We start from the raw sequence: 23,388 nt of genomic DNA, 5'->3' as shown, positions 1-23,388 counted from the left end.
CGATTGCGCGAAGCATCGTTGGGACCGTTCCGGCGGAAGGTGCCTGAGACTTCTCTCCCAGCGGTTCCTTGAACCTGCGGGCATCGTCGAGACAGGTCCCAACGATGCCCGATTCTCTTCCGTTCGTTCGCGGGCGGTTTGTCCTAGAACAATTCTCGCATCGCGGCATCCAACTGCGATTCCATCGAATCGGAATCATCGCCATCGCGTTTGGATTGCTCGTCGGCGATCAAGTCGATCACGTCCACCTCGGTCTGACTCGAGGTCAATCCAGTGACCTTCGACGATCCCGATTCAACCGATTCGGCTGCAATCGAGGTCGAAGCACCCAGGCCGGCGGAACGGTAGTCGTCCACCAACAAGTCAGCGGCCTCACCGGCGGGTTCGCCGAATCCAGCCTGGCTTTGAGCGTTGATCTCGTTGATCACCCGCAAGGCATCCAACGAGGAGATGAAGCCGTCACCACTCTGGTCGTAGTAGAACTGCTCCTCCACGCCGTTGTTGGTCCCAATGCCGTAGTCCGCATCGGTGACCGGGATGTTCTCACCACTGGAGCTGCCGCTGACTTCATTCAGTCGGTTGATGACCAGCAGTGCGTCGAGCGCGGTGACTTCGCCGTTGCGGTTGACATCGGAGAAGTTGACTGGGTTTTGCAATCGACTCTCAACCGTGTTGAGGTTCATGCGAGTCGGTGCACTGCGGTTTCCGTTGATGTCGGCGACTGTGAAGATCAAGAAGTCCGGGCCGGTGTAACCAGCCTCTGGCGTGTACATGATCTTGCCATCGATGACTTCCGCGATGCCATTGGTTGGCTGGGTCGTGATCAGAATCGAAGCCAAGTCCAAATCAAACGCGGTGTTGAAGCTATCGGAAATGTCGATCGCACCAGTTCGGCCCACGGACGTTCCCGCTGACAAGTCATCCGCGGTCGGACGGCCTTGAAGTTCGACGGTGGCTTGAGCACTGGCTTGGCCCAGGTCGTCCGCGATCGTGTAGGTGAACGTGTCGACGCCGGCGAAATCAGGACCAGGCAGATACGTCAGCACCCCGTTGTCATCCGACAGCGTGCCGAACTCAGGCTCGACGACCACTGTCAGCGAGGTTCGGTCCAGGATGCCATCCACGTCGAAATCGTTGAACAACGGATCTCGCATCTGATCCAAAACCGTCGTGCCAACCGATTCGATGAACACACGGTCATTGATCGCGATCGGAGCGTCGTTGCGACCTTGGATGGTCAAAGTGACATTCGCGGTCACAACACTGGTCACGCCACTGTCGTCTTGCAGTCCGTACTGGAACGTGTCGGTTGCTGTTTCACCGGGACGCAGCGACTGAATGGCAGCCGAGTTCATCGGTGTGTAGGAAATTTCGCCGGTCGTTTGATTGACTTCGACGGTGGCACCCAACTCGGTGGAGGTTTGCAATTCCACGAAGCTGAGGATGTCACTCAAGTCAGGGTCGCTGTCGTTGGCCAACAAGTCTTCGATGGTGAAGAACAGCACCGCGTCTTCGGTGGTCGTGAACGAGTCATCCACGGCGACCGGAAGGTCGGGCTGGTCGGTGATCGTGATTGGCAGCGAGACCGATTGGGAACTGCCAGCAAAGACACCGTTGTCAAAGTCTTGCAGCGTGACGGTGACGTCGGTGCTGCCTGCGGCATCCGGTGCCACTGTGAAGGTCAGCACGCCGTTTTCGTCAATCGCAGGTTGGACCGAGAACAGATCTTGGTCTTCGGATGGAACCTGAACGAGGAACGCCACCGTTTGATCGCCTTCGTTGCCTGGTCCCGTCGAAATGTCGGTGGCCCAAGGCTGCGAATACATTCCACTGTCTTCCAAAACGGTCACAGCGGGGCCAGCCGTGAAGGTTGGCAAGTCATTCACGTTGGCCACGGTCAGAGTGAACTGAACCGGAGCACTCTCCTGAATGTCGCCATTGGCCGGGTCATTGGGGCCACTGTCGACGGCCACCAACTCGTAGGTTGCTGAGCCACTGTTTTCGTCCGAAGTCATGAACTGCAGCGAGCCATCGGCCAGGATTTGCAACCCGGTTGGGTTTCCAGGCGATGTCGTCAGCAGGTCGGTGTCACCACTGACGTACGAGAATCGATACTCCGTGATCGTTTGGGGACCCGCGGTTCCGGTTCCGTCGAATTCATCACTGGCGCGACCGCCAGTTCCAGTTCCGGGAGGTCCAACTAAAACGTTCCCGAGCCAATCGGGAAGTGTGACGGTGCCAGCACTTTCCTCCACGACGATTGGTGCGAGTGGGGAAATGATGGGGGCATCGTTGACGGGGGCCACGACCAGCGAAATCGTTGCCGGCGTGGTTCTCGATAGATCACCGTCGCTGACTTCGTAAACGAATTGGTCTGTGCCAACAAAGTTTAACGGAGGTGTGTAGATGTACGACGTGGCACCGGCACCGTTTGGCGACGGAGTCAGTGTTCCACCCGACATGGTTTGCAACGGAACGTTGACGGCAGACAAGACCTGCGAATCATTTTCGTCCGGCAGTCCATCCACTGGTGAGTCAGGACCAGCGATGAAGTTGCCGAGCAACGAACCGTTGATCGCACCATCGATCGGAATCGCCAGTGTGCTGTCTTCGCGAGTCACGATCGTGATCGTGTCACCCGTGCCATTGGCAGGGATCGGAGCGTCGTTGACGGCCAAGACGCTGATCGTGATTCGATGAGCCAACGACTCATTCAAGTCGCCGCGCCCGAAGTTCGGGCCCTGGCCATTGTCTTGACCATAGACATCGAACACGAAGTCGCCAAACACGCCCGGTGCGGCTTGGAACGTCAGGTGGCCGGCTGGCACGATTGTTGGAAGTGTCGTGAAGGCTTGGGCCGCTTGAGTGCTCGTCACATTGACCGGTTCGATTCGGTTGAACGTGACCGCTTGGGCCGCGGTCAAGCTGAACTCGTCATTGGCCGTTGGTGTCGGCCCGCCGAAGACATTGAACGCAAAGTCATTGCGAACAAACATGTTGGCGTCTTCGCTGACATTGATCACGGTTTGTGCAATGTCAAACACAGGACGGTCGTTGACCGGGTTGAGCACAAACTGAATGCGTCCCGTTCGAGTCAACGGCGTGGGGTCGAGAATCTGATCCCGGATGTTGAAGTTGGTGCCGTCATCGATCACTTGGTAGGTGAACGAGTCGGGCAGGTTGTTCAATGAGTTCACGTTGATCGGAGGTGTGTACTCCAGCGAAGCGGGAGTTGCCCCGTCGGCTGGGACGTAAGTCACCGAACCGCCCAGGGTGGTTGGTAGCGTGGTGAACGGAACCAACTCAACCGATTGTCCTCCACCCAAGGTGCCATCGGATTCGTTGGCTGGACCAGGTGTGTAGATGTCCAAAAGTCCAGGGCGTGAGCCCGGGACGCCCGTTCGCAGTGGAATGGAATAGGCCGTTCCCGTTGACCCGTCGTTGGCCGTGTTGTCTTCCTTCATCGTGACGATCAAGGTGCCATCGGACGTGATTTCGTAGGCATCGTCGATGGAACCGGTCTGAGGTGTCGGGGCAAGGTTCGACAATCGCGGTTCGTCGTTGACTGGGCGAACGTTGACCGTGACGGTCATTTCCGTTGACTTTGCCGTGAATGGATCGGTGTCCGACACGCGGTCCGTCGCAATCATCACGAAGACGCCCGTTCCAACCGCATCGGGAGAGGGGTAGACGGTCAGCGTGCCATCGTCTGAGACTTCTGGGGTGAAGCCCGGACGGAACAGATCGGTCACGCTTTGGCTGACGTATTCTTTGAAGGTGAAGAAGACGTCCTGACGATCAAATTCGTCCAGGGCCGTGGTTTCAGCTGGATCTCGACGTGTTGCCCAGTCCGTGAGGCTGGTCCCGCGATTGTCATCGCGTTCTCGAATGTCGACCGTTTCGCGGAATTCGACGCGAGGTGCATCGTTGACTTGAATCGTACGGATCGTCACGCGGCGTGATTCCGAGCGATTGTTGGATCCAACACCACCAACGGTCGTGTAATCCGATTGCTGGAATCCAGCGGCCGGCGGGGTCATTTGACCGTTGATGTAGTCGGAACCTGGAACGGTTGTTTCGCCGAAGTCTTCGACGATGTAGTTGAAGCGTTCGAAATCGACGAACGGGTCTTCTTGGTTGTAGTCGACACTTGGCAAGTACTGGCCGCCGGTGAACGCACCGGACGCATCGAAGCGGAAGGTCACTGTGCCCGTTGCCAATGGAATCGCGACGTCATTCAAATTGTCTCGGTTGACGACGGTTGGTGTGCCGTTGGAATTCGTGACGGTGAACTGAACAACCCGGAGGTCTTGTTCGTCTTCGTCAAACTCGTTCGAGGTCACCACGCCATCGGCGAAGTCTGCCGTTTGGGCGTCGCTTGAGGTGCCTTCCAAGAACGTTTCTGGCGTGAGGTTGAGGACCGCAACGCTGTTGGTCGGTTGACCCGTGATTGGGAAGTACTCTTCCACTTCGTTGACGGTCAGTTCCCGGTCGTAAGCAATCGGTTGATCGTTGACAGGCGTGATGTTGACCGTCAGCGTTCGCGTGATGCTGCGAGGGGAATCTTGCATCGAACCCGAAAGGTAGGATTGCCCGTCGTCGGTCATCGTCACGGCAAACACGGCGTAGCCATACGCATCCGCATTGGGTTGCAGTTGCAGCACACCAAATCGATCCAGGAATGGATCGCTGGCAAACATGCCCGCAGGGGAGGAGATCACGCTGACGCTGTAGTGCAGTTCTTGAACCGAGCGTTCGTCCAACGCGGTGGCGCGTCCCGGATGGATCGCTTGAGGCAAACCGTGCACCAACGGGTTGTTGCTGCCGATGACTTGCCCACCGTAGATGTCATAGAACACCGTGTTGAAGGCACCCCCGGCGTCGTTGATGTCTTCGGCGAATGTGACGGTGTTGAAGGCAGGGAACTCAGGCACATCGTTGACAGCGCGGACGGTCAACGTCATGTCGCGAGGCTGCGAACGGTTGTTCGAACCGACTCCGCCCACGGTGGTGTAGTCGATGGATCCGGTGGCATCCGGATCTGGTCGGTCGCTGCCAGGAATCGATGTCGGACCGAAGTCCTCGATGACATACTGGAAGACTTCCGTTGGTTCGAATGGCAGTTGATCGTTGACGTCGACGTTTGGCAGGTATTCGCCTTCGATGAACTCGCCAGTGGATGAGGAGAACTCGAACGAAATCGTGCCGCTGAACAACTCGATTGGTGTGCCGTTGACATAGTTGCCAGCATTGACGATTTGCGGGGTGCCATCGGCGAGTGTGACTGTGAACTCGACGACGCGGAGACCTTGTTCGTCTTCATCAAACTCCTCGAAAGTCACCGTGTCGTTTGAGAAATCACTGGCTTTTGCCAAGGTTGGGTTGTCCGTTGTTCCGCCCAGGAAGTCGCCTGGCAGCAACGGCAGTCGAGCAACCGCACCGGTTGGAAGGTCATTCGGTGACGAGAATTCTTCGACCTCCGTGACTTCCAGATCTCGGTCAATACTGACAGGAGCATCGTTGACCGGCGTGATGTTGATGGTCAACGTTCGAGTGATGCTGCGAGGTGCGCTGATCAGCGCTCCGGTGCCATCGTCGTAGTCGGCTCCGTCGTCTGTTGCAGTCACTTCGAAGACCGCCCAGCCGTAAGCATCCGCACGTGGGGTCAGCGTCAAGACACCGAAGTCGTCCATGGTCGGCAACGTTTCGAACATCCCCGCAGGCGAGGAACTCGCCAGGGATGTGAACGTGTAGGTCAACGACTGAGTGGGAGCGAATCCTAGTTCGTCACCACGCTCGTCGAATGCCGTGTCACGACTGACGAAGATGGCTTGATCACGCATCGGATCAGCTGGGTCATAATTGGCGACCAAGCCACCTGCGTAAACGTCATAGAAGACGGTGTTGAAGGCATCGCCCGTGTCGTTGATGTCTTCGACGAAGGTCACCGTGTTGAACGGGAGGAACTCAGGGACGTCGTTCGTGGCACGGGTGGTGAGCGTCATCGTCTGCGGTGCCGAGCGATTGTTCAGCCCGACAGGAGGCGTGGCACCGTCGTTGGTGTAGTCGACTTGGTCGGCTGCACCGCTGTTGATGTACTGCGATCCTGGGATCGAGGTGGTTCCGTAGTCTTCCACGACGTAAGTGAACTGTTCGTTGGCCGCGAACGGTGATTCTTCGTTGTAGTCAACGTTGGGGTAGTAAATGCCGCTGGTGTAAGCACCACCGCTCGAGATGTCATCGAAGTTGAACGTGATGCGTCCCGTGGCCAGAGTCAGTTCGGCGCCGTTGTTGTTTTCGGCATCGACGACGACGGTGGATCCATCGGCCAGCGTGACCGTGAACTCGACGACTCGCAGGCTTTGTTCTTCTTCGTCGAATTCATCGACCGCGTCGATGTCATCGGTGAAGTCGCTTTGCTCAGCGAGTTCTGGGTTCTCGGCGGTGTTGCCGAGGAATTGGTCTGGAGTCAGGTCAATCGAGGCGACTTCACCGGTGGGGGCATCGGTTCCGTTGGCAAACTCTTCGGCTTCTTCCACTTCCAGAGCCCGGTCCACAGTGACGGGGGCATCGTTGACCGGCGTGATGTGCACGGTCAGGGTTCGGGTGATGCTGCGGAAGTCGTCGACAAGGCCTCCGGTGCCCGAACTGTAAGACTTTCCATCGTCGGTCATGGTGACCGTGTAGACGGCGTATCCGTAGGCATCGGCACGTGGCGTCAGCGTCAGGACACCGTACTCGTCGAGCACGGGTGCTGACTCAAACATTCCGGCTGGTTCGTACAGCGTGCTGTAGCTGTACGTCAGCGACTGAGTTACGAGGGCTCCGCTGTCGTTGCCACGCTCGTCTTCGGCGGTTGGCCGACTGACGAAGATGGCTGGATCCAAGTTATGAACGCTCGGATCCGCCGATGCGATGACGGCCTTGTCATAGATGTTGTAGAAGACGGTGTTGAAGGCATCGCCCGCGTCGTTGATATCTTCGGCGAAGATCACCGTGTCGAAGACGGGGAACTCAGGAACGTCGTTCTTCGCTCGGGTTGTGAGCGTCATCGTCTGCGGTGCCGAGCGATTGTTCAGCCCGACAGGAGGCGTGGCACCATCGTTGGTGTAATCGACTTGGTCGGCTGCACCGCTGTTGATGTACTGCGATCCTGGGATCGAAGTGGTTCCGTAGTCTTCCACGACGTAAGTGAACTGTTCGTTCGCCGCGAACGGTGATTCTTCGTTGTAGTCAACGTTGGGGTAGTAAATGCCGCTGGTGTAAGCACCACCGCTCGAGATGTCATCGAAGTTGAACGTGATGCGACCAGTGGCCAGTGTCAGTTCGGCGCCGTTGTTGTTTTCGGCATCGACGACGACGGTGGATCCATCGGCCAGCGTGACCGTGAACTCGACGACTCGCAGGCTTTGTTCTTCTTCATCGAATTCATCGACCGCGTCGATGTCATCGGTGAAGTCACTTTGCTCGGCCAGTTCCGCGTTCTCGGTGGTGTTACCGAGGAATTGGTCTGGAGTCAGGTCAATCGAGGCGACGTCACCGGTGGGGGCATCGGTTCCGTTGGCAAACTCTTCGGCTTCAGTGACTTCGAGCGCCCGATCCACGGTGACGGGTGCGTCGTTGACCGGCGTGATGTGCACGGTCAGGGTTCGGGTGACGCTGCGGAAGTCATCGACCAAGGTTCCAGTGCCTGGGTCGTACGACTTTCCATCGTCGGTCAAGGTGATTTCGAAGACAGCGTATCCGTAGGCATCGGCTCGAGGTGTCAGCGTCAGGACGCCGTACTCATCGAGGACCGGTTCGGCTTCGAACATTCCGGCTGGTTCGTACAGCGTGTTGTAGCTGAAGCTCAGCGTTTGAGTCGCCAGGGCACCGCTGTCGTTGCCACGCTCGTCTTCGGCGGTTGCCCGACTGACGAAGATGGCTGGATCCAAGTTGTGAACGGATGGGTCCGACGACGCGATGACGGCTTCACCATAGATGTCATAGAAGACCGTGTTGAAGGCATCGCCGGTGTCGTTGATGTCTTCGGCAAAGGTCACCGTGTCGAACACGGGGAACTCAGGGACGTCGTTCTTGGCACGGGTGGTGAGCGTCATCGTCTGCGGTGCCGAGCGATTGTTCAGCCCGACAGGAGGCGTGGCACCGTCGTTGGTGTAATCGACTTGGTCGGCTGCACCGCTGTTGATGTACTGCGATCCTGGGATCGAGGTGGTTCCGTAGTCTTCCACGACGTAAGTGAACTGTTCGTTGGCCGCGAACGGTGATTCTTCGTTGTAGTCAACGTTGGGGTAGTAAATGCCGCTGGTGTAAGCACCACCGCTCAAGATGTCATCGAAGTTGAACGTGATGCGACCAGTGGCCAGTGTCAGTTCGGCGCCGTTGTTGTTTTCGGCATCGACGACGACGGTGGATCCATCGGCCAGCGTGACCGTGAACTCGACGACTCGCAGGCTTTGTTCTTCTTCATCGAATTCATCGACCGCGTCGATGTCATCGGTGAAGTCACTTTGCTCGGCCAGTTCCGGGTTTTCCGGGATGGTGCCAAGGAATTGGGCTGGATCCAAGTCAATTGAAGCGACTTGCCCGGTGGGGGCATCGGTTCCATTGGCGAATTCTTCGGCTTCGGTGACTTCGAGTGCCCGATCCACAGTGACAGGGGCATCGTTGACCGGTGTGATGTGCACGGTCAGGGTTCGGGTGATGCTGCGGAAGTCATCGACCAAGGTTCCAGTGCCTGGATCGTATGACTTTCCATCGTCGGTCATGGTGACCGTGTAGACGGCGTAACCATAGGCATCGGCACGTGGTGTCAGCGTCAGGACGCCGTACTCATCGAGGACCGGAGCTGATTCGAACATTCCGGCTGGTTCGTACAGCGTGTTGTAGCTGAAGCTCAGCGACTGAGTCGCGAGGGCACCGTTGTCGTTGCCGCGTTCGTCTTCGGCGGTTGCCTGACTGACGAAGATGGCTGGATCCAAGTCATGGACGCTCGGGTCCGCTGACGCGATGACGGATTCACCATAGATGTCATAGAAGACGGTGTTGAAGGCATCGCCGGTGTCGTTGATGTCTTCGGCGAAGGTCACCGTGTCGAAGGTGGGGAACTCAGGGGCATCGTTGACCGCATGAGTGGTCATCGTCACGGTCGCCGCGGCACTGGTCAGGCTTCCGTGGCCCACGCTATTGGCAGATTCACTAGGGAAGTTCGTTGCCCCTGGGACAGGAATTTCCGAGAAGTCTTCCACGAAGTAAGTGAACAGGTCGGTCGCATCCGTGGGGGCGAATGGATCTTCTTCGTTGTAGTCATCGTTGGGTTCGTAAGTCCCACTCACGAACTCGCCGCTGTCCGCCAAGAAGCTGCCTGGGTTCGCGGCATCCGGAACCAACGAGAACGTCAGTGTCAGCGTGCCTCGCGTCGTGGCCAAGGTTTGAACCGGTGCCAACCCTGTGACCGCGTCGTAGGTCAAAAGACGAGCGTCGATCGAAGCAACGGCAGCTGCCGGCACGCCAATTTGGATCACTCGGAGGTCTTGGGCATCTTCGTTGAACAAGGCCGGGAAGTCAGCTGGTGGAGTGACTTCCAGAGCCGATCCGGCGGCACCGAGACGGAGCAAGTCGTCTTTGGTGAAGTTTTTCAGGCCGTTGCCATCGCTTTTCGCGACCGGGTTGGGATCACCCGACCCGTCAACGAACTCTTCATATTCCAGCAACTCGAGAGACAGACTGTCAGCTTGCGGTGCGTCATTGACCGGTTTGATCAGCAAGCGGACGGTCGCGGTGTGCGTCAAGAAGTCGTCGATTTCAACCATCGATCCCGGGGCCGCTTCGGTTCCCAAGTCGAATGTGATGCCTCCATCGGTCACCGTGTAGGTGAAGGAGTCTTCGCCGTAAGTGTTGAGCGCTGGCGTGTAGACGATGTTTCCATCGACATCGAGAGCAACGGTTCCGCCCAGAGCACTGGTGGCGCTCACGTCGGTGACGGTCAGTCCGCTGTCGTTGGTGTTGTCGTTTTCATCGTCCGCTGAGTCACGAGCTTCTTTGTCATTGGCGATCAGGAACGCGGATGGGATGACCAGCGTCGTGTCTTCGGTTGGGACAGGGACGGCCGAAACAGGGTTGGCAGGGTCGGGGCCGACAAAGAACGCGTTCCAGGCCGCATTGTTTTCGCTGATCAAGTCTTCCGCAGCGACAGGGGCGTCGTTCTTGGGTTTGACATCGATTTCAGCGGTCGCTTGGGCGGTCAGTTTTGCACCGACGGAGGTGATGTCGTCGGCTGGATCAACCAGATCCGCACCTGGATTCACCAGCACGCCATCGTCTTCGATGGTGAATTGGAATTCGTCACGCAGCAGCGAGTTGCCACTCGCGTTGTCTTGGTTCAGGTCGGTGTCGGCGAGATAGAGAATGGTTTCCAGGAAACCGGTTCCCGCTTCCCAAGTTGGCGTGATGCGACCGCGAGGGGTCTTGAAGCCATCAGCTGGAATCGCCGTGTTTGAGTCAATGTCGGTGACAATGCCACCAACAGTGGTTTGCAACGAGATGACGTTGAAGGTTTGGATCGACTCATCCCAAGGCGCCGGCTGAGTCGAGCCATCGGGGAGTGTCAAAGTGAACTCCCGGTTGCCATCACCGAATGCACTGGCTTTCAGTTGATCGGCGGTGAAGGTGCGCTCCGTGTCTTCGAGCGCGAGCAACGTCAAATTCTCAACCGACGGCACATCGTTGACGGGGTCGACGTTGATCGTCACCGTGGCGAGCCCGATCGGGTCGCCGTTGACGTCGAGGACTGGATTGTCCACCAACGTGGGTTGATCAGCCAAGCGATAGGTGAACGTGTCGATACCGGCAAAGTCGGCTTTCGGGACGTATTGGAAGTGACCCGTCAGTGGATCAATCGAGAAGTTCTCGGCATGAGCTGGTCCGTCGACCAACACAACGGTCGTGGGAGCAAACGGGGTGAGCAAGTCGTCTGCGGCAACGGTGGGCCCAAAGAAGACGGACGACAATCCCATTTCTGCTGTCAACAACGACTGATCTTCCAGGATGTCGTAGCGATCATCTTGCGGGGTCGGGATCGGAGCCGGGATGATCTCAACTTGGTAGTCCTCGACTTCCCCACCGACGGCCAGTCCGTCTGAGGCCAAGCCACCTTCGGGTGAGATCCGGAAACGCGCCCAGGACATTCCGCTGGATGCGGTCGTCGGCGTCACGATGTTCAGAATGTTATCGCCGGCTGACAACGGGATGCTGCGGAATATTTGTTCCCCGCCGTCCTCGGATGAATCTCGTGGGTCAAACAGTTGGTTTTGATCCCAGTCGATCCAAGCGTCCAAGAAGCCACCGTTGGGAGCGTTGACCAAAATCGATGCGCCATTGGTGTTGTTCGGGTTGAGATACCCCAGAACTCCGATCGAGACGCTGCTGGGATCTGCCAATGAATCCACAAACACCGTTTGAGCGGTGGTTTGATTTTCGAGTGTCACAATGCTTCCAGCAAAGGTTGCCGAAAGGTTGGTGGCATAGCCCGCCAGGGCTTGGTCGACGCGAGCGGCCAAGCGTGCCGCGATATCATTCACGGTGTCGGCAGCATCGAAGCGTACCGCGATGGTTCCCGAGGTCGAAGCTTGCTGCCCAACTGCTGCTGGATCACTGAGCAAGAACTCAAATGTCTTGGCGCCCGCGGCTGTGCCGAGGTCGATCACGACCTGGTCACCGCTTGCTGGAATGGACTGGACATCGATCGTGACCGGGTTGGCGGGCGATGCTGCGATGACCAATGAGGCAGGATCAGAAGGTGTGACCGTGATCTCACGTTCCGTGTTGGGGGTACCGATTCCAACACCATCTTCGTCATCGAAATTGGTCAACGACAGCGATGGTTGGGTCGCGGGAACGGTTGTCGTTCCCGCGGCGTATTCCACATCGAAAGCCAAGCCGAAGTCTTCAAAGACCTCGGCGATTGCATCGTGCACATCGGAAGTGAATGCATTGAGTTGGTCCAGCACTTCACCGGGATCGGTCAAGGCGGTGTCATCAAAGATGACCGGCAAGTTTCCTGGCTCGGCTGAGCGGCCGACCGTCACAAATTCAAAGGTCACTGGGCCACGAGGGCTGCCAATGTCGATGGTCAAGGTGTCGCCCAGGACGGGCATTTGCACCGCTTCCATGAGGCTGACGCCAGCGGTCGTGATGGGGGCCTGGAAAGCACCGGTCCCAAGGGTGATGAGGACGGGAAGTCGATCGTCATCGGAAGCCGTCGGTGAGCCGGCAATCGCTGCGTTGCGTTCGGCATCAATGATCTGACCCAAACGGATTTGGCCGCCATCAATGATTGCATGACGAGCACCATTGGAATCCAGGATGGTCCCAAAGCCGTCGATGGCATCGCCATAGTCCAAGTTCACCGTTGGCAAAATGATCGTGAATTTCGTCGAGCCGTCTTGCTGGTTCGGACGCAACAAGTTGCCTGCACGGTCGGCGATTCGTTGGTTGTCCAAGGAAATTTCATAGACGCCATTGGGTTGCCAAAGAGTCGTCAATGGAGTCAAACGCAATTCGCCGGTCGAGCCATTGAAGCCGAGTTGATAGTCAACCCCTTCGACCAGTTCGATGTTGTTGCGGCGAACAAGGATCGCGTCTCGATCGACCGTCGCTGGGTCGATTCCGGTTCCTTCGAACGGTGAGTTCTCATCGCGACCGTCGCCGATCAGGATCGAGAAGACATCCAGAATTGGATCATCAAGCGAGACAACCGTGGGGTTAGGGTCTTGGTCCAAACCAGCATTGTCGTCGTCGATTGGCTTGAGGAGCACAGCGTAGGGAGCGTCCGTGTCTGCCCGGTCGATCGCACCTTGGTCGATGAACGGGTCCGCTCCGCTGCCACCGCCGGATTGACCGGAGTCCACTCGGAGCTGCCCAAACACATCCCGCTGGGGCGCGTCGATGTTCGAACGGGCGATTCCAAGTTCCGTTTTGAACGTGACAAAGTCCAAACGGTCGGCCAATGTTTCTTGTGAGTTGTCGATGGCCGCCGAGCCCGCAGCCAGGTAGTAGTTTCGCGAAGAGCGATCAATGAACAGTGGCGCATTGGTTCCCGCCAACTCGGGGTTGGTTCCAGTGGTGCCGTTGCTTGCATTGCCTTGGAAGTAGTTTTTGCGAACCACGGTGTTGGTTGCATTGAAGCCTTCGAGGTCAATGGCGGTGCCGAATTCAGACAGGATGTTGTTGATGATGGTGGGGGCGGCTTGCCCAATCACATCGATGCCGGTTCCGTCGCCGAATCCAACCAGCGTGTTGTTGATGATCCGACCGAACGGAACCGAACGCCCTGCTTCGGTGGTCGTCTCGCCAGCGAATCGGATGGCTGATTCACCGGAGATCACATTGTTTTGAATGACCACGCCGGGGACCAAGCGAGGCGAGTTCAGCTGCGGGAAATTGATCAGTGAGCCCTGGTGAGGAACTCCTGTTTCTTCCGCCGTGCCCGGTTGAACGTCAATGCCGACATCTTCTGAGTCGGAAATGAAGTTCGAGTCGATGATGAACATCCCTTGTTGTCGCTCGCGATTCTGATCCGCCAGCAATCCGGTTGTTCCGCCAAACATGGTCACACCATCTTCCGACAAAATGTGGCGGTCGTTGGTGTCGAACGGTTCGAAGGTAAAACCAAAGTCCGGCAGGATATTGGCGTCTGCAAGCGTCGCGTACTCATCCACCCGTCGGATTTCGACTTGATAGGGGCCCGAAAGAATCTCGGGGTTGCGATTCGGATCCGGATTGCTGAATCGAGCATCGCTCAACAGTTCAAAGGTGCCGGAGTCCGGATTGATTGCTCGCGTCGTGCCTTGTAAAGCACCTTCGACAGCAGGGACTTGATCAGGAACCGTGACCATTTCACCCCGCTCGGCGTACCCAACGATGATGTCATCGATGTAGAAGCCTTCGAAGAAGTTGTTCAGGGTTGCGTTGGAACGCGAGTCGGAGGAAATCTCACCAAACGCAGGCGGAATTCCATCGCCAGCGATTCGACCGGAGGTGCTGAAGTCGAATCGTAGTTGCAAACCAACTTCTCCCGCGAACGAAGACAAGTCGATGCGAGCTTGTCGCCATGCGCCGGTGTTGTCGAACAACTCCTGGACGATCTGGTCTTCTTGGCTTCGGGGTGTCGTGCTGTTCAGACCTGCGTCGGAGAGATGCGAGATGAATCCGGGGAGTTCTGCTGTCGGGGTCCGTGACGGATCAGCCACACTCAGGGCTGAGTTGTTGGTTGCGACCAACTCCCATTCTCCCGTCGACGGTCGCAGCACGAAGACTCGCGCCGCGTCACGGAATGGATCTTGACCGTTCGCAGTCGTCTCACCCGGGTGGTTTTCTGTTTCGAGGAAGTAGTTGACATAGAGAGTCGGGCGGTCTTCCGCCACCGATCCATCCAGGTCGAATGAGTTGGAAACCAATTGGCCTTGGGCACCGCCTGCCAATGCATAGGTGTTGACGACGGCTGGGTTGGAAGTCAGGTCGCGATGCAGTTTCTCGGAAAGCCCGAATTGGGCATTTTCCTGGCCATCGTAGGTGATGTATCCCTGGGTCGTGTTGACGAAATCGTCGGGCGCAATCCACTCTTCGAGTCCGAAGTAGAAACTCGCACCACCGCTGGCTTGGGAGAACTTCCGATCCCCACCGACGGCTCCGGCTTCGCCATACGTCTGCTCAATCTCGTCTGGAGTCCGCGATCCATCGGGTGCTTCGTTGATCCCGTGTCCCACATCATCGGCGCGCCGAGTGGTGGGGTGCCAGAGGTTCAGATCCAAGGGGCTGAACGCGAGGCCGACCGGGGTGTCACCGTTGGCAGGAGCAATGTCGCTGAAGACAACGGAATCTGTGCCACCCGCGAAGATGTTTTGCAAGACGCCATTGAAGTCAAACGCGTACAAGCGACCACCGGTCGTGGTTGCGAACAGCATGTCAGCATACGCACCGTTCTCGACCGACTGAGGACCGAGTGCGAGTGCGCTGAAGTCGGCTCCGATGACGGTGTTCAGAAGGGTGGCGTCCCCCGAGTTCTTGTCGATGGCAATGATTTCACCAGCATTGGTGACGCCGTACATCTGAGTGGGTTCGACTGGATCGTCGAAGCTAATCCCAGTGACGCGACCCGCCAATGCAGTCCCGGTACCGGCGGTGTAGTTCACTGCGCCAACGTTATTCGCTGCTGTGCCGTCGTTCCCATCTTCGTTGTTGTTTGCGTTTCCACTATAGATGGCCGCGGTCACAATCTGTCGAGCGTCAGCATCGTTGTTGATTGCATTCACGATCGCGGCCGCAGTTGGCCCTCCCGTTCCGTTGGCATCGGTGCCGATGATCAAAGTAATGGTGCGTCCTGCCACACTGACGTTGCCGATTCCGGCTTGGTTGCCATTGTTGGGACGGCTGATGCTGACCGTGAAATCTCCGTCCACACCAGGCTGATTGGATTGAATCCGAATGTTGGTCCGGGCGACGTTGTTTCCGTTGGTGAACACCTGGAAATTCGCGGTCGCATAGGTCGCTCCTGGCAGATTGATGTTGCCCATGACGCCGTACTTGACGTTTGCGCCTGTGTTGGGACCGGACGCAGCGGCGGCAACCGGGGAAGCGTCCCCGTCCGAAGTGGCTCGATAGAGCTTCGACGAAGCGTCTGATTCTCGAACCACATAGTAGAGGTCGTAGCTTGGATCGCTGGTGATGTTGCCGGTGCGTTCAAATGTCAACGCATCGACTTCATCCGAGTTGGTGAATTCTTCCAGACGCGGGTCGTTCAACTCCGAACGATTGCCCGGGGCGGTCAAATTTGCATTGAGATTCCGAGCGTTGATCGCCGGTGTTGCACCGGGAATGTTGTCTTGGCTGACGACCGTCAGCGCGCCGGTGGCGGGATCGATCTCGACCAATTGGCCGACGGAGTCATCGACGTTGGACTGTCGCTGGTACCCGAACATCCGGCCATCGCTGCGGATGGTGATGTCTTGGATGTCATTGTTATTGGCAGACCAGTTGTTCGGTGACACCGGCCGTGTGTAGGTCCCACCGTTATAGGCGTCCGCGATGTAGAGTTGATCGTCCGCATTGGGCAGCGGGCGGTCAGTGGCAACGTACAGCGGCACGTTCTCAAGCGTGAATGCTGGCAAGTGGGATTCGACATCCGCTGCCGTGTCGATGTTGAAGATCGACGTTTGTGGTTGGATGTTGATGCCATTTGGCAAAAATGGATCCAGTGGGATCGTGTTGTACCCGGAAAATCCAATGCGATCTTCCACCACGCGATCAACGGAATTGATCGGTTCCAGACGAACGTAACGGTTGTCCGCGTTGCCTTCGGGGACAAAAATCTCACCCGACTCGGATTGGACCGCGCTATCCGCGACTCCGTCTCCATCGTCGTCCTGCAGGAAGTGACCGAGGTTGTCGTATTGTCCCATCAAGGCACTTGGTGTGACGCCGTTGCCCATGATCGCGATGTAGTACTCGCCACCAGTGGTCAAATGGACGGGGCCGATGTAGCCGTCCTTGGTGCCGAGCGATCCACGCGACAGATCGTCAATGTCTGGGTCCGAGTCAATCGTGTCCGGCTGGTCGTCAGCGATGTTGGAGTCTCGACCGACGAAAATCAGCTGACCATTGCCGTCATAGACAGCGAGCGTCGTATCACCACGGTTCGCCTTGTCGGCGTAGTCCATGTCAAAGACGACCGCCACTGTGCCGGCAGAGTCGTTGACGCCGCTGATCACTTGGATGCCAGTCTGAGTCGCGTCAAAGCGATACCAGTCGACGTCCAGGTCGCGATTGGTCACGCCTTGCTCGGTCCCCAGGTCGCCGGAGATCGAGATCGCTGCCATGTCGCTTTGCAACAGGCTTTGCAAAGGTTGAGCCTCTGCGAAGGTGTTGTTTGCCGCTGCCTGGACTTCGCCCGCTTCACCGAGGATGTGACTGCGTGCTGGCAATCCACTCACGTCGATGGCTGTGGTGGCGTACCGCATGTCGGCGTACTGAATCGTACTGCCAGGATACTCATCGACTTGTTGCAGTCGGATTTGCATTTGGTACTGGCCACTGCTGACACCATCCAGAGATGTCGGCGTTGATCCGAGCGAACGGATCCGGACGAAGTACCGGCCAACCGTGTCCGGGGTTCCTGGCAACACAAAGTGCATGCCGGCGTCTCGGAAGTTCTCCGAGTTGAAATCACCACCCAGCAGCGGGTTCTGTTCCAGTGGCAGTGCATTCAGCGTGCCGGGCAGATTGGTGTCAGTGGAACGCAGGGAACGAGCGATGACCGTTCCATTCGCATTCAAAACTTCGATGACTGTGTCGAGAGAAGTGTCGGTCCGGTCGATATCCAGCCAAACCGGCGTGCCCGCCGTTCCCTCGAAACTGTAGACGTCCAGGTCGCTGGGTGAGTCAGGGCTGATGAACCCTTGGACTTCAAAACCGAGGCGCCGATTCTCGTCTCCGCTTTTCTGATCCGGGGCCAACGTGCCCACGAACTGGGCGACACCAGGGAAGGCATTTTCATCCTTGCCTGCCGTCAGGGGAGTCTCGCGTTCGCGAACGACGGCGACATTTCGATCGTTGCTGAATTCATCGAACTCAAAACCACGCCAATCACCCTTTTGCCCACCTGTCTGACCATCGTTGCCGGTGTCGTACAAGAACGCGCCAGTCGGTGTGAAGCCAGCACCCACCGAATCGTCTTGCAGGCTGGTCAAGATGACGGGGAAGCCAGGTGAACCGGAAACGGTCACGGTGCCCCCGATTCGGTCAATGATTTCGGCAGGTGTGCCGGTGGCGGTGAAGCCAGCGTTGTTGCCTGACAACTTGACAACCAACGAATCGCTGCCGCTGCTTCGCAGCGTCAGCCCACTGTTGGAATGATGGTTGCCCACCGTGATTTCGTTTTGCAGGACATGAACGATGTCCGTGTCGTCCCAGATCGACTCGGTTGTCAGGACTTCGCCTCGCACCAACATTCCGTTGATGCCGTTGTTTTCGAACTGGTTCAGTCGAACCAAGGGACCGACGTTGTCGTCGAATTCCGCGAACACGTCCAGGTTTCCGGTACTCCGCCCGTAGTCAGGTTGGTTGGAGAACTGCAGTGAGTTGGCATTGATGTTGATTGCGGGGCCGGCGTTATCGACGATCTCGTTGCCAATGATGATGGGCTGAGCACCGCGAACGTAGATCGTGGCAGCGTCGTTGGCGCCGCGTCCGTTTCGGACACCCGTCGCGTTGCCATCTGCGTTGTCACTGATCAGCGAGTTGGTGATTCGGACCTCAGCCTGATGAATTTCAATCACGTTGAAATTGGCGGATCCACCTTCGATGGACGAGTCGCCACCACCGTACGAAATGATGGCATTGTCGATGCTGCCAGAACTGGTGTAGCCAAAGTAGAAACCGCCCCAGTCACCAGCCTGCCCTGCTGAGTTGGGCGTGTTCGTCGTGTCATAGACACCGCTCCCGCCATATCGATCGTCATTGATGGACGTGAAAATGACAGGGCGATTCTGGGTGCCTTCGGCGATGAGGGCGGAGCCTCCCGCCTCGGCTTCGATTCGTGATCCGGAGGATTTGATCACGATGCCTGGATCGACCAGCAAACGCCCGGAATCGCGAGCGGTCAATTCGCCGGTGACTTTGTCGAGATAACGCCCACCCACGTTGCCAGCGATCACCAGATTTTCGGTCAACACGTGCGCGATATCCGTGTCATTGAAGCGGCCTGGTGTGGTCAGCTTCGTGACGACTTCGCCATCCTGTGTTTCAATTCGAATGAACAGGCCATTGATCGTATTGCCGGACAGGTAGTTGCCGACGATTTCAGGGCCGATGCGGCCATTTGATTCATCGAAACTATCAGGGCTGGCGGAGACCGCCGCACTGTTGCTGTCGGTGATTTGGTTGAACGCAATGGACGGCCGAGCGTCGATGATGTGAATCGGGCTGAAAGAAGCCTCCGCAGAATCGACGAATACCTTGCCCCCACCATGACGAATGTCTGAGTGCGAGATGTAGTTCAGGAACATCCCCGAGGATTCCAAATCGGAATCATCACGCAGAACGATGCCGCCAAAGTCACCTGCTGCCGGTGGATTGGCTGCCGAAGAACCCGTTGAATTGCCACCAAATGTGCTGTCGAAATAGGATCGCAACCAGACCGGTGTGTCGGGGGTTCCCAGGACTTGCAAGGCAGAGGCAGATCGATCGATGTCAATCGACGAAGAGCCAACATCAAGATTGGCTTTGCGCATTTTGATCAACGCACCCGCGTCGATCATCGCAGTGACGCCCTGTGGGACACGGAAGTCGGCCCCGTCCCGCAGTGCTGCGCCGCTGGTCGCCGTCCCAATCAGATAGGGCTTGATATCCGCGGTGGTCGACGGGTCGCCATCGGCGTCATTTCCGATGATCCGAACCAGGTTGGGCGTGTTCAGAAGCGTGTCCGATCCCGACAGGTCCAGACGATCGATCCCGGTCAATTCAACGGTTCGGCCGACCACGGTCGCAACGCCAGGAAGGACGGAGTTGATCGCGTTTGCAGCTGCAGAGGCCGCATCCTCTGGTGATCCACCGGGGGCCAGGGTGATTCCACCGGGGCCGAAGTCAAAGCTTTCGGTCACGGGTGTGCCACCAATCGTTTGAATGACCTCAAACGTATCGGTGGCGTCCAGCGCATCGAGTCCCACCGTCGGGAACACAAGTCGTTCTCCAGCCCGCTGGAGCGCTTGGCCGATGTTGTCGAATGCGTCTCCGAGAGTGCCCGAGCCATCCAGTGCTGCCGCGTTCGGGTCATTCAACCGATCGACGAACACAGTGGTGTCGGCATCGCTGGCTTGGAAGTAAAAGGAGAACACGCCACCCGGCGTTCCATCACGATCACCATCGATCGGAGTGCCGTCCACATCTCGAAGAACCGATGCCGATTCCCCGTGGAATTTCAATTCCAGTTCATACAAGCCGTCCGTTGTTCCACCAAAACCAGAGTCAGGGACCAGCGGGTTGTATTCTTCGTTGTCGGTGCTGCTGACTCCGATCAGGTAGGTTCCTGCATCCAGTTCCACGTTGAGGAACGAGTCGTTGCCAAAGTAGCGGTCATTGCGAGCAACGATTTCAAGCGTTCCATCGTCATTGACTGCGAACAATGTCAGGACCGTGCTCAGGCCGCTTGGAGTCGACAATCGTTCGGCGAAGGTTTCCGCAGTGAATTTGCCTGTCTCGCCAACAGCAAACTTGTAAAGATCGATGTCGGTTGCATTGGGAGCGGAAACCCGCTGCAGGTGAACGATATCATGATCACCCGGCAGCACGTCGTTTGGCACGGCAGCGCCTTGAACGGATGGGATGTCATATGAGTGGTTCAGGCCCAAGGAGTGACCAATCTCGTGCATCATGGTTTCTGTGAAACCATCGCCAAAGAATCGGTTGGATTGGTTGTAGATGGAGCCGTTCAAAATCGCAAAGGTGTTGTTGGCAAGGCCTGCAACCCCGTCGTTTGGACCGAGTCCTGGGGAGACTGCCCGGAAGTCTCCCTTTCCAATCATCAGTTGATCTGCACCAGGTGTGGTCTCAGATGTTTCGACGAACTCAAACCCTGAAAGACTGGCGTAAATATCAAAGAGAGTGCGGACAATCTCTTTTTCTTTTTCGGTGATCAGGTTGATGTAGTCTTGTCCGTTGGTATCCGCTCCCAGCGTGCTGGGGAAGTAATAGCGAACAATGCTGATTGCCGAAGGAAGCTCCAAGCCGACTCCTTCGTTGTTTCCGACATGTGGTTCTCGCTGAATCTCACGGTGCCCTGGTTCATCTTCGCTGCCAACTCGTTGAGCAAGCGGAACAGATTGGACTTGGATCTGCGAGGAAATTCGGACCCCTGATGCATCCAGTGTCACGGGGCTCGCTGGTGTTCCAGTCAGATCGCTGGCTGTCAGGAGAGTCGAGTTGTCATCGTCGCTGGTGAGTGCTGAGCTTGGGACAACAGGTGATCCACCCACTGGTGTTCCAGCTTCCCCGATGTCCAGGCGGTAGTTGCCCTCTGGGATGGGAGAGGAAAACAGGAGCGTGACCGTTCCGGCCGCAACGTCGTACGTTGCCAGATTGGGTTGCAAGGGTGCAAGCTGGTCGTCCGAATTGTCCGCGGTAGCGCGAGTATCGATGAGGCGATAGAACGCGGGGTTTTCTGCGTCACCCACGTCCAACAGTTGTCCGTCGAAGTGCACGACAACCGTGTCCGATTGTTGTGTGAGAACGCCCTTCGGGTTGGCTTGGGTGGCGTTGGTTCGAACGATTGGTTGAGGGACGACCGCAACGACCTGAGATCCGCGGTTGAGGCGAAAGGTTGTTTCGAAGTTGTTGCCGCCGTCAAACGGCACTCCGGCGAGGCTTTGCAGTGGCGAGTTGCCTTCTCCGACCAAGACAATTTTGTAGAGGTCATCAGGGAAGCCAACCGATGGATCGAACGCGTTGTGAGCTGCGCTGCTGGCTGGACGCAAGACGATCTGCTGCAGGTTGCTGGCTTCGATGCTTCCCGATTCCAGCAGCCCAACGTATCCCAATTCGACTTGGACATCGTCGTCGATTGGGTTTCCGTTGATGTCCAGGTTGGCTGGATTGGGGCCAAAGATCCCGTCTTCCCCGGCGCGAAGCAATTTGACTGTGTCAGCGTTGATGGTGGCTTCGTCGAGGTCAGCACCGCCGTTGAAGAACAGGTTGAATTCATTGGGGGCTGATTCCAACGTGTCGCCATTCTGAAGCAACCCGGAATCATCAGGTCGAATGGCAAGCAAGGTTGGGCCGACCAAAACGCGGGCGGAGTTTCCAACCGACATGCGATAGGCTTGCGAATCCGTTCCTGAGAACGCCGAGACTTCAATGGCATAAGACCCTTCTGCCAATTGAACTTTGGCACGGAACTCTGCTTCGCCCAAGGTGTTGTCATTTGACAACGAAATTTCATTGCCGTTTCCGTCGAGCAATCGGAACTGCAAGTCTTGTTGACGCTGACGGTCAACGCTCACTGGGTTGGCACCCCCTTGCTCGCCTTCCAGGTAGGATGTTCCCACCGGTGTCACGATCAAATCAATTTCGGTTGGGTTGTTCAGCGTGAATGCAAACACATCCACGTCGGAGTTGGGACTGTCAATCGACACATCGGTGATCGTCTGGGCAGCGAGGTCGAGCACACCCAAATCGACCGCACTGGCGAGAGAGTCGTTTGGCTCCATCGCGTCGCCGTACAACATGTTGATGTTGAAAATGTCGTCTTCTTGTGGGCCGTAGTAGTTCGCGCTGATGAATGGTTCCATCAGTTTGGTGCCATTGGTTGGCATCACGTGGGCCAATCCCAGGCCGTGGCCGATCTCGTGAGCGAGAATGTTTGTCAATTCGATGTTGAGATCGAAGGCAGAGTTGGCTGTGTCCGAGTAGTAGCTGTCGGAGGTGTCGATGATCATGTCACCATCGAGCCCATTGGATCCAAAGCCATACGGTGGATAGTTCGCGGCGAGAACGTTGTAGTTCCCATCGATCGCGGCGCCAGCAATCCGCAAATCGGCCCGCACGTCAGCTTCGCCGATGCTCGCCGCCCCGGCCCATGGCGATTGATCGTCGTCGTCTTCGTAAACAAAATTCAGGCCGGTTCCCTGTGACCAAACGTCATACACGTTGGCAAAGATATTGAACCACGGCTTCTCGGTGATTTCGTTGGTCGCTCCGCTTCCGTAGACGCCGTCAAGGAACGCGACCAGTTCACTGTTGCCGGTCGTGTTCCCCGTGTTGGGGTCCAGCATCGGCGTTCCATCGGGAACGATGCTCCAGGTCAGCGTGATAGGGTCGCCTAGGTTGGGTGCCCCGTTTGGATTCAGTGCCGAGGTGCGCCAACGCAATGGGTCCGTTGGATTGAAAAGAATGGGTTGGAGCTGGGGCCCAAATTGGAACGTGGGAAGCTTGGTCCCGGATGTGATCCGGGTGTGGTCATCGTCGTGTTCCGATTCCCACTGCTCCATCGCCTCAAGCGAGGTGCCGGGAGCGAACACGGGATGAGCGACCAAACCCAACTCCGCAGCCAGTAGTTCTCTTTTTTCCAGGGTTTCGTGGTTCAGACGGCGGTCGGCGGTCTGCCATTTGCTTCGGCGTTCGCTGCGGGCACGGCGAGATTTCGAGAGTGGTTGGCCTTTCAATCTTCGTCCCGATTGAGAGGAAGCGTCTGAAACTGCGTTGCCCAACATGGTCTGAAAGCGGCGAAGCGTCATGTGAAACTCAAAGAATGAAGGGATCCAGCCACGGTCACCGTGACAGCGAAGCGAATCGAAATATCAAATGAAAAGTCGAAAAATGTCGTTCAATGCGGGCTAGGAC

At 57.1% G+C, this 23,388-nt stretch carries 1 protein-coding gene; it reads right to left on the bottom strand.

The window, feature by feature from the left end; all coding sequences use genetic code 11:
- Positions 1 to 143 precede the first annotated feature (143 nt).
- The gene (locus tag UH5x_RS07850; RefSeq protein ID WP_482635318.1) at positions 144 to 23,282 is read right to left on the bottom strand and encodes a tandem-95 repeat protein; all 23,139 of its coding nucleotides are present in this window, start codon (positions 23,280 to 23,282) and stop codon (positions 144 to 146) included.
- Positions 23,283 to 23,388: the final 106 nt, after the last annotated feature.

This window comes from Rhodopirellula sp. UH5 (assembly GCF_056839225.1).
This window is presented reverse-complemented; position numbering and strand designations above follow the sequence as displayed.

Excerpts from the sequence above, each read along its gene's own strand:
- UH5x_RS07850 (WP_482635318.1), bottom strand. The coding sequence starts at position 23,282 with ATGACGCTTCGCCGCTTTCAGACCATGTTGGGCAACGCAGTTTCAGAC.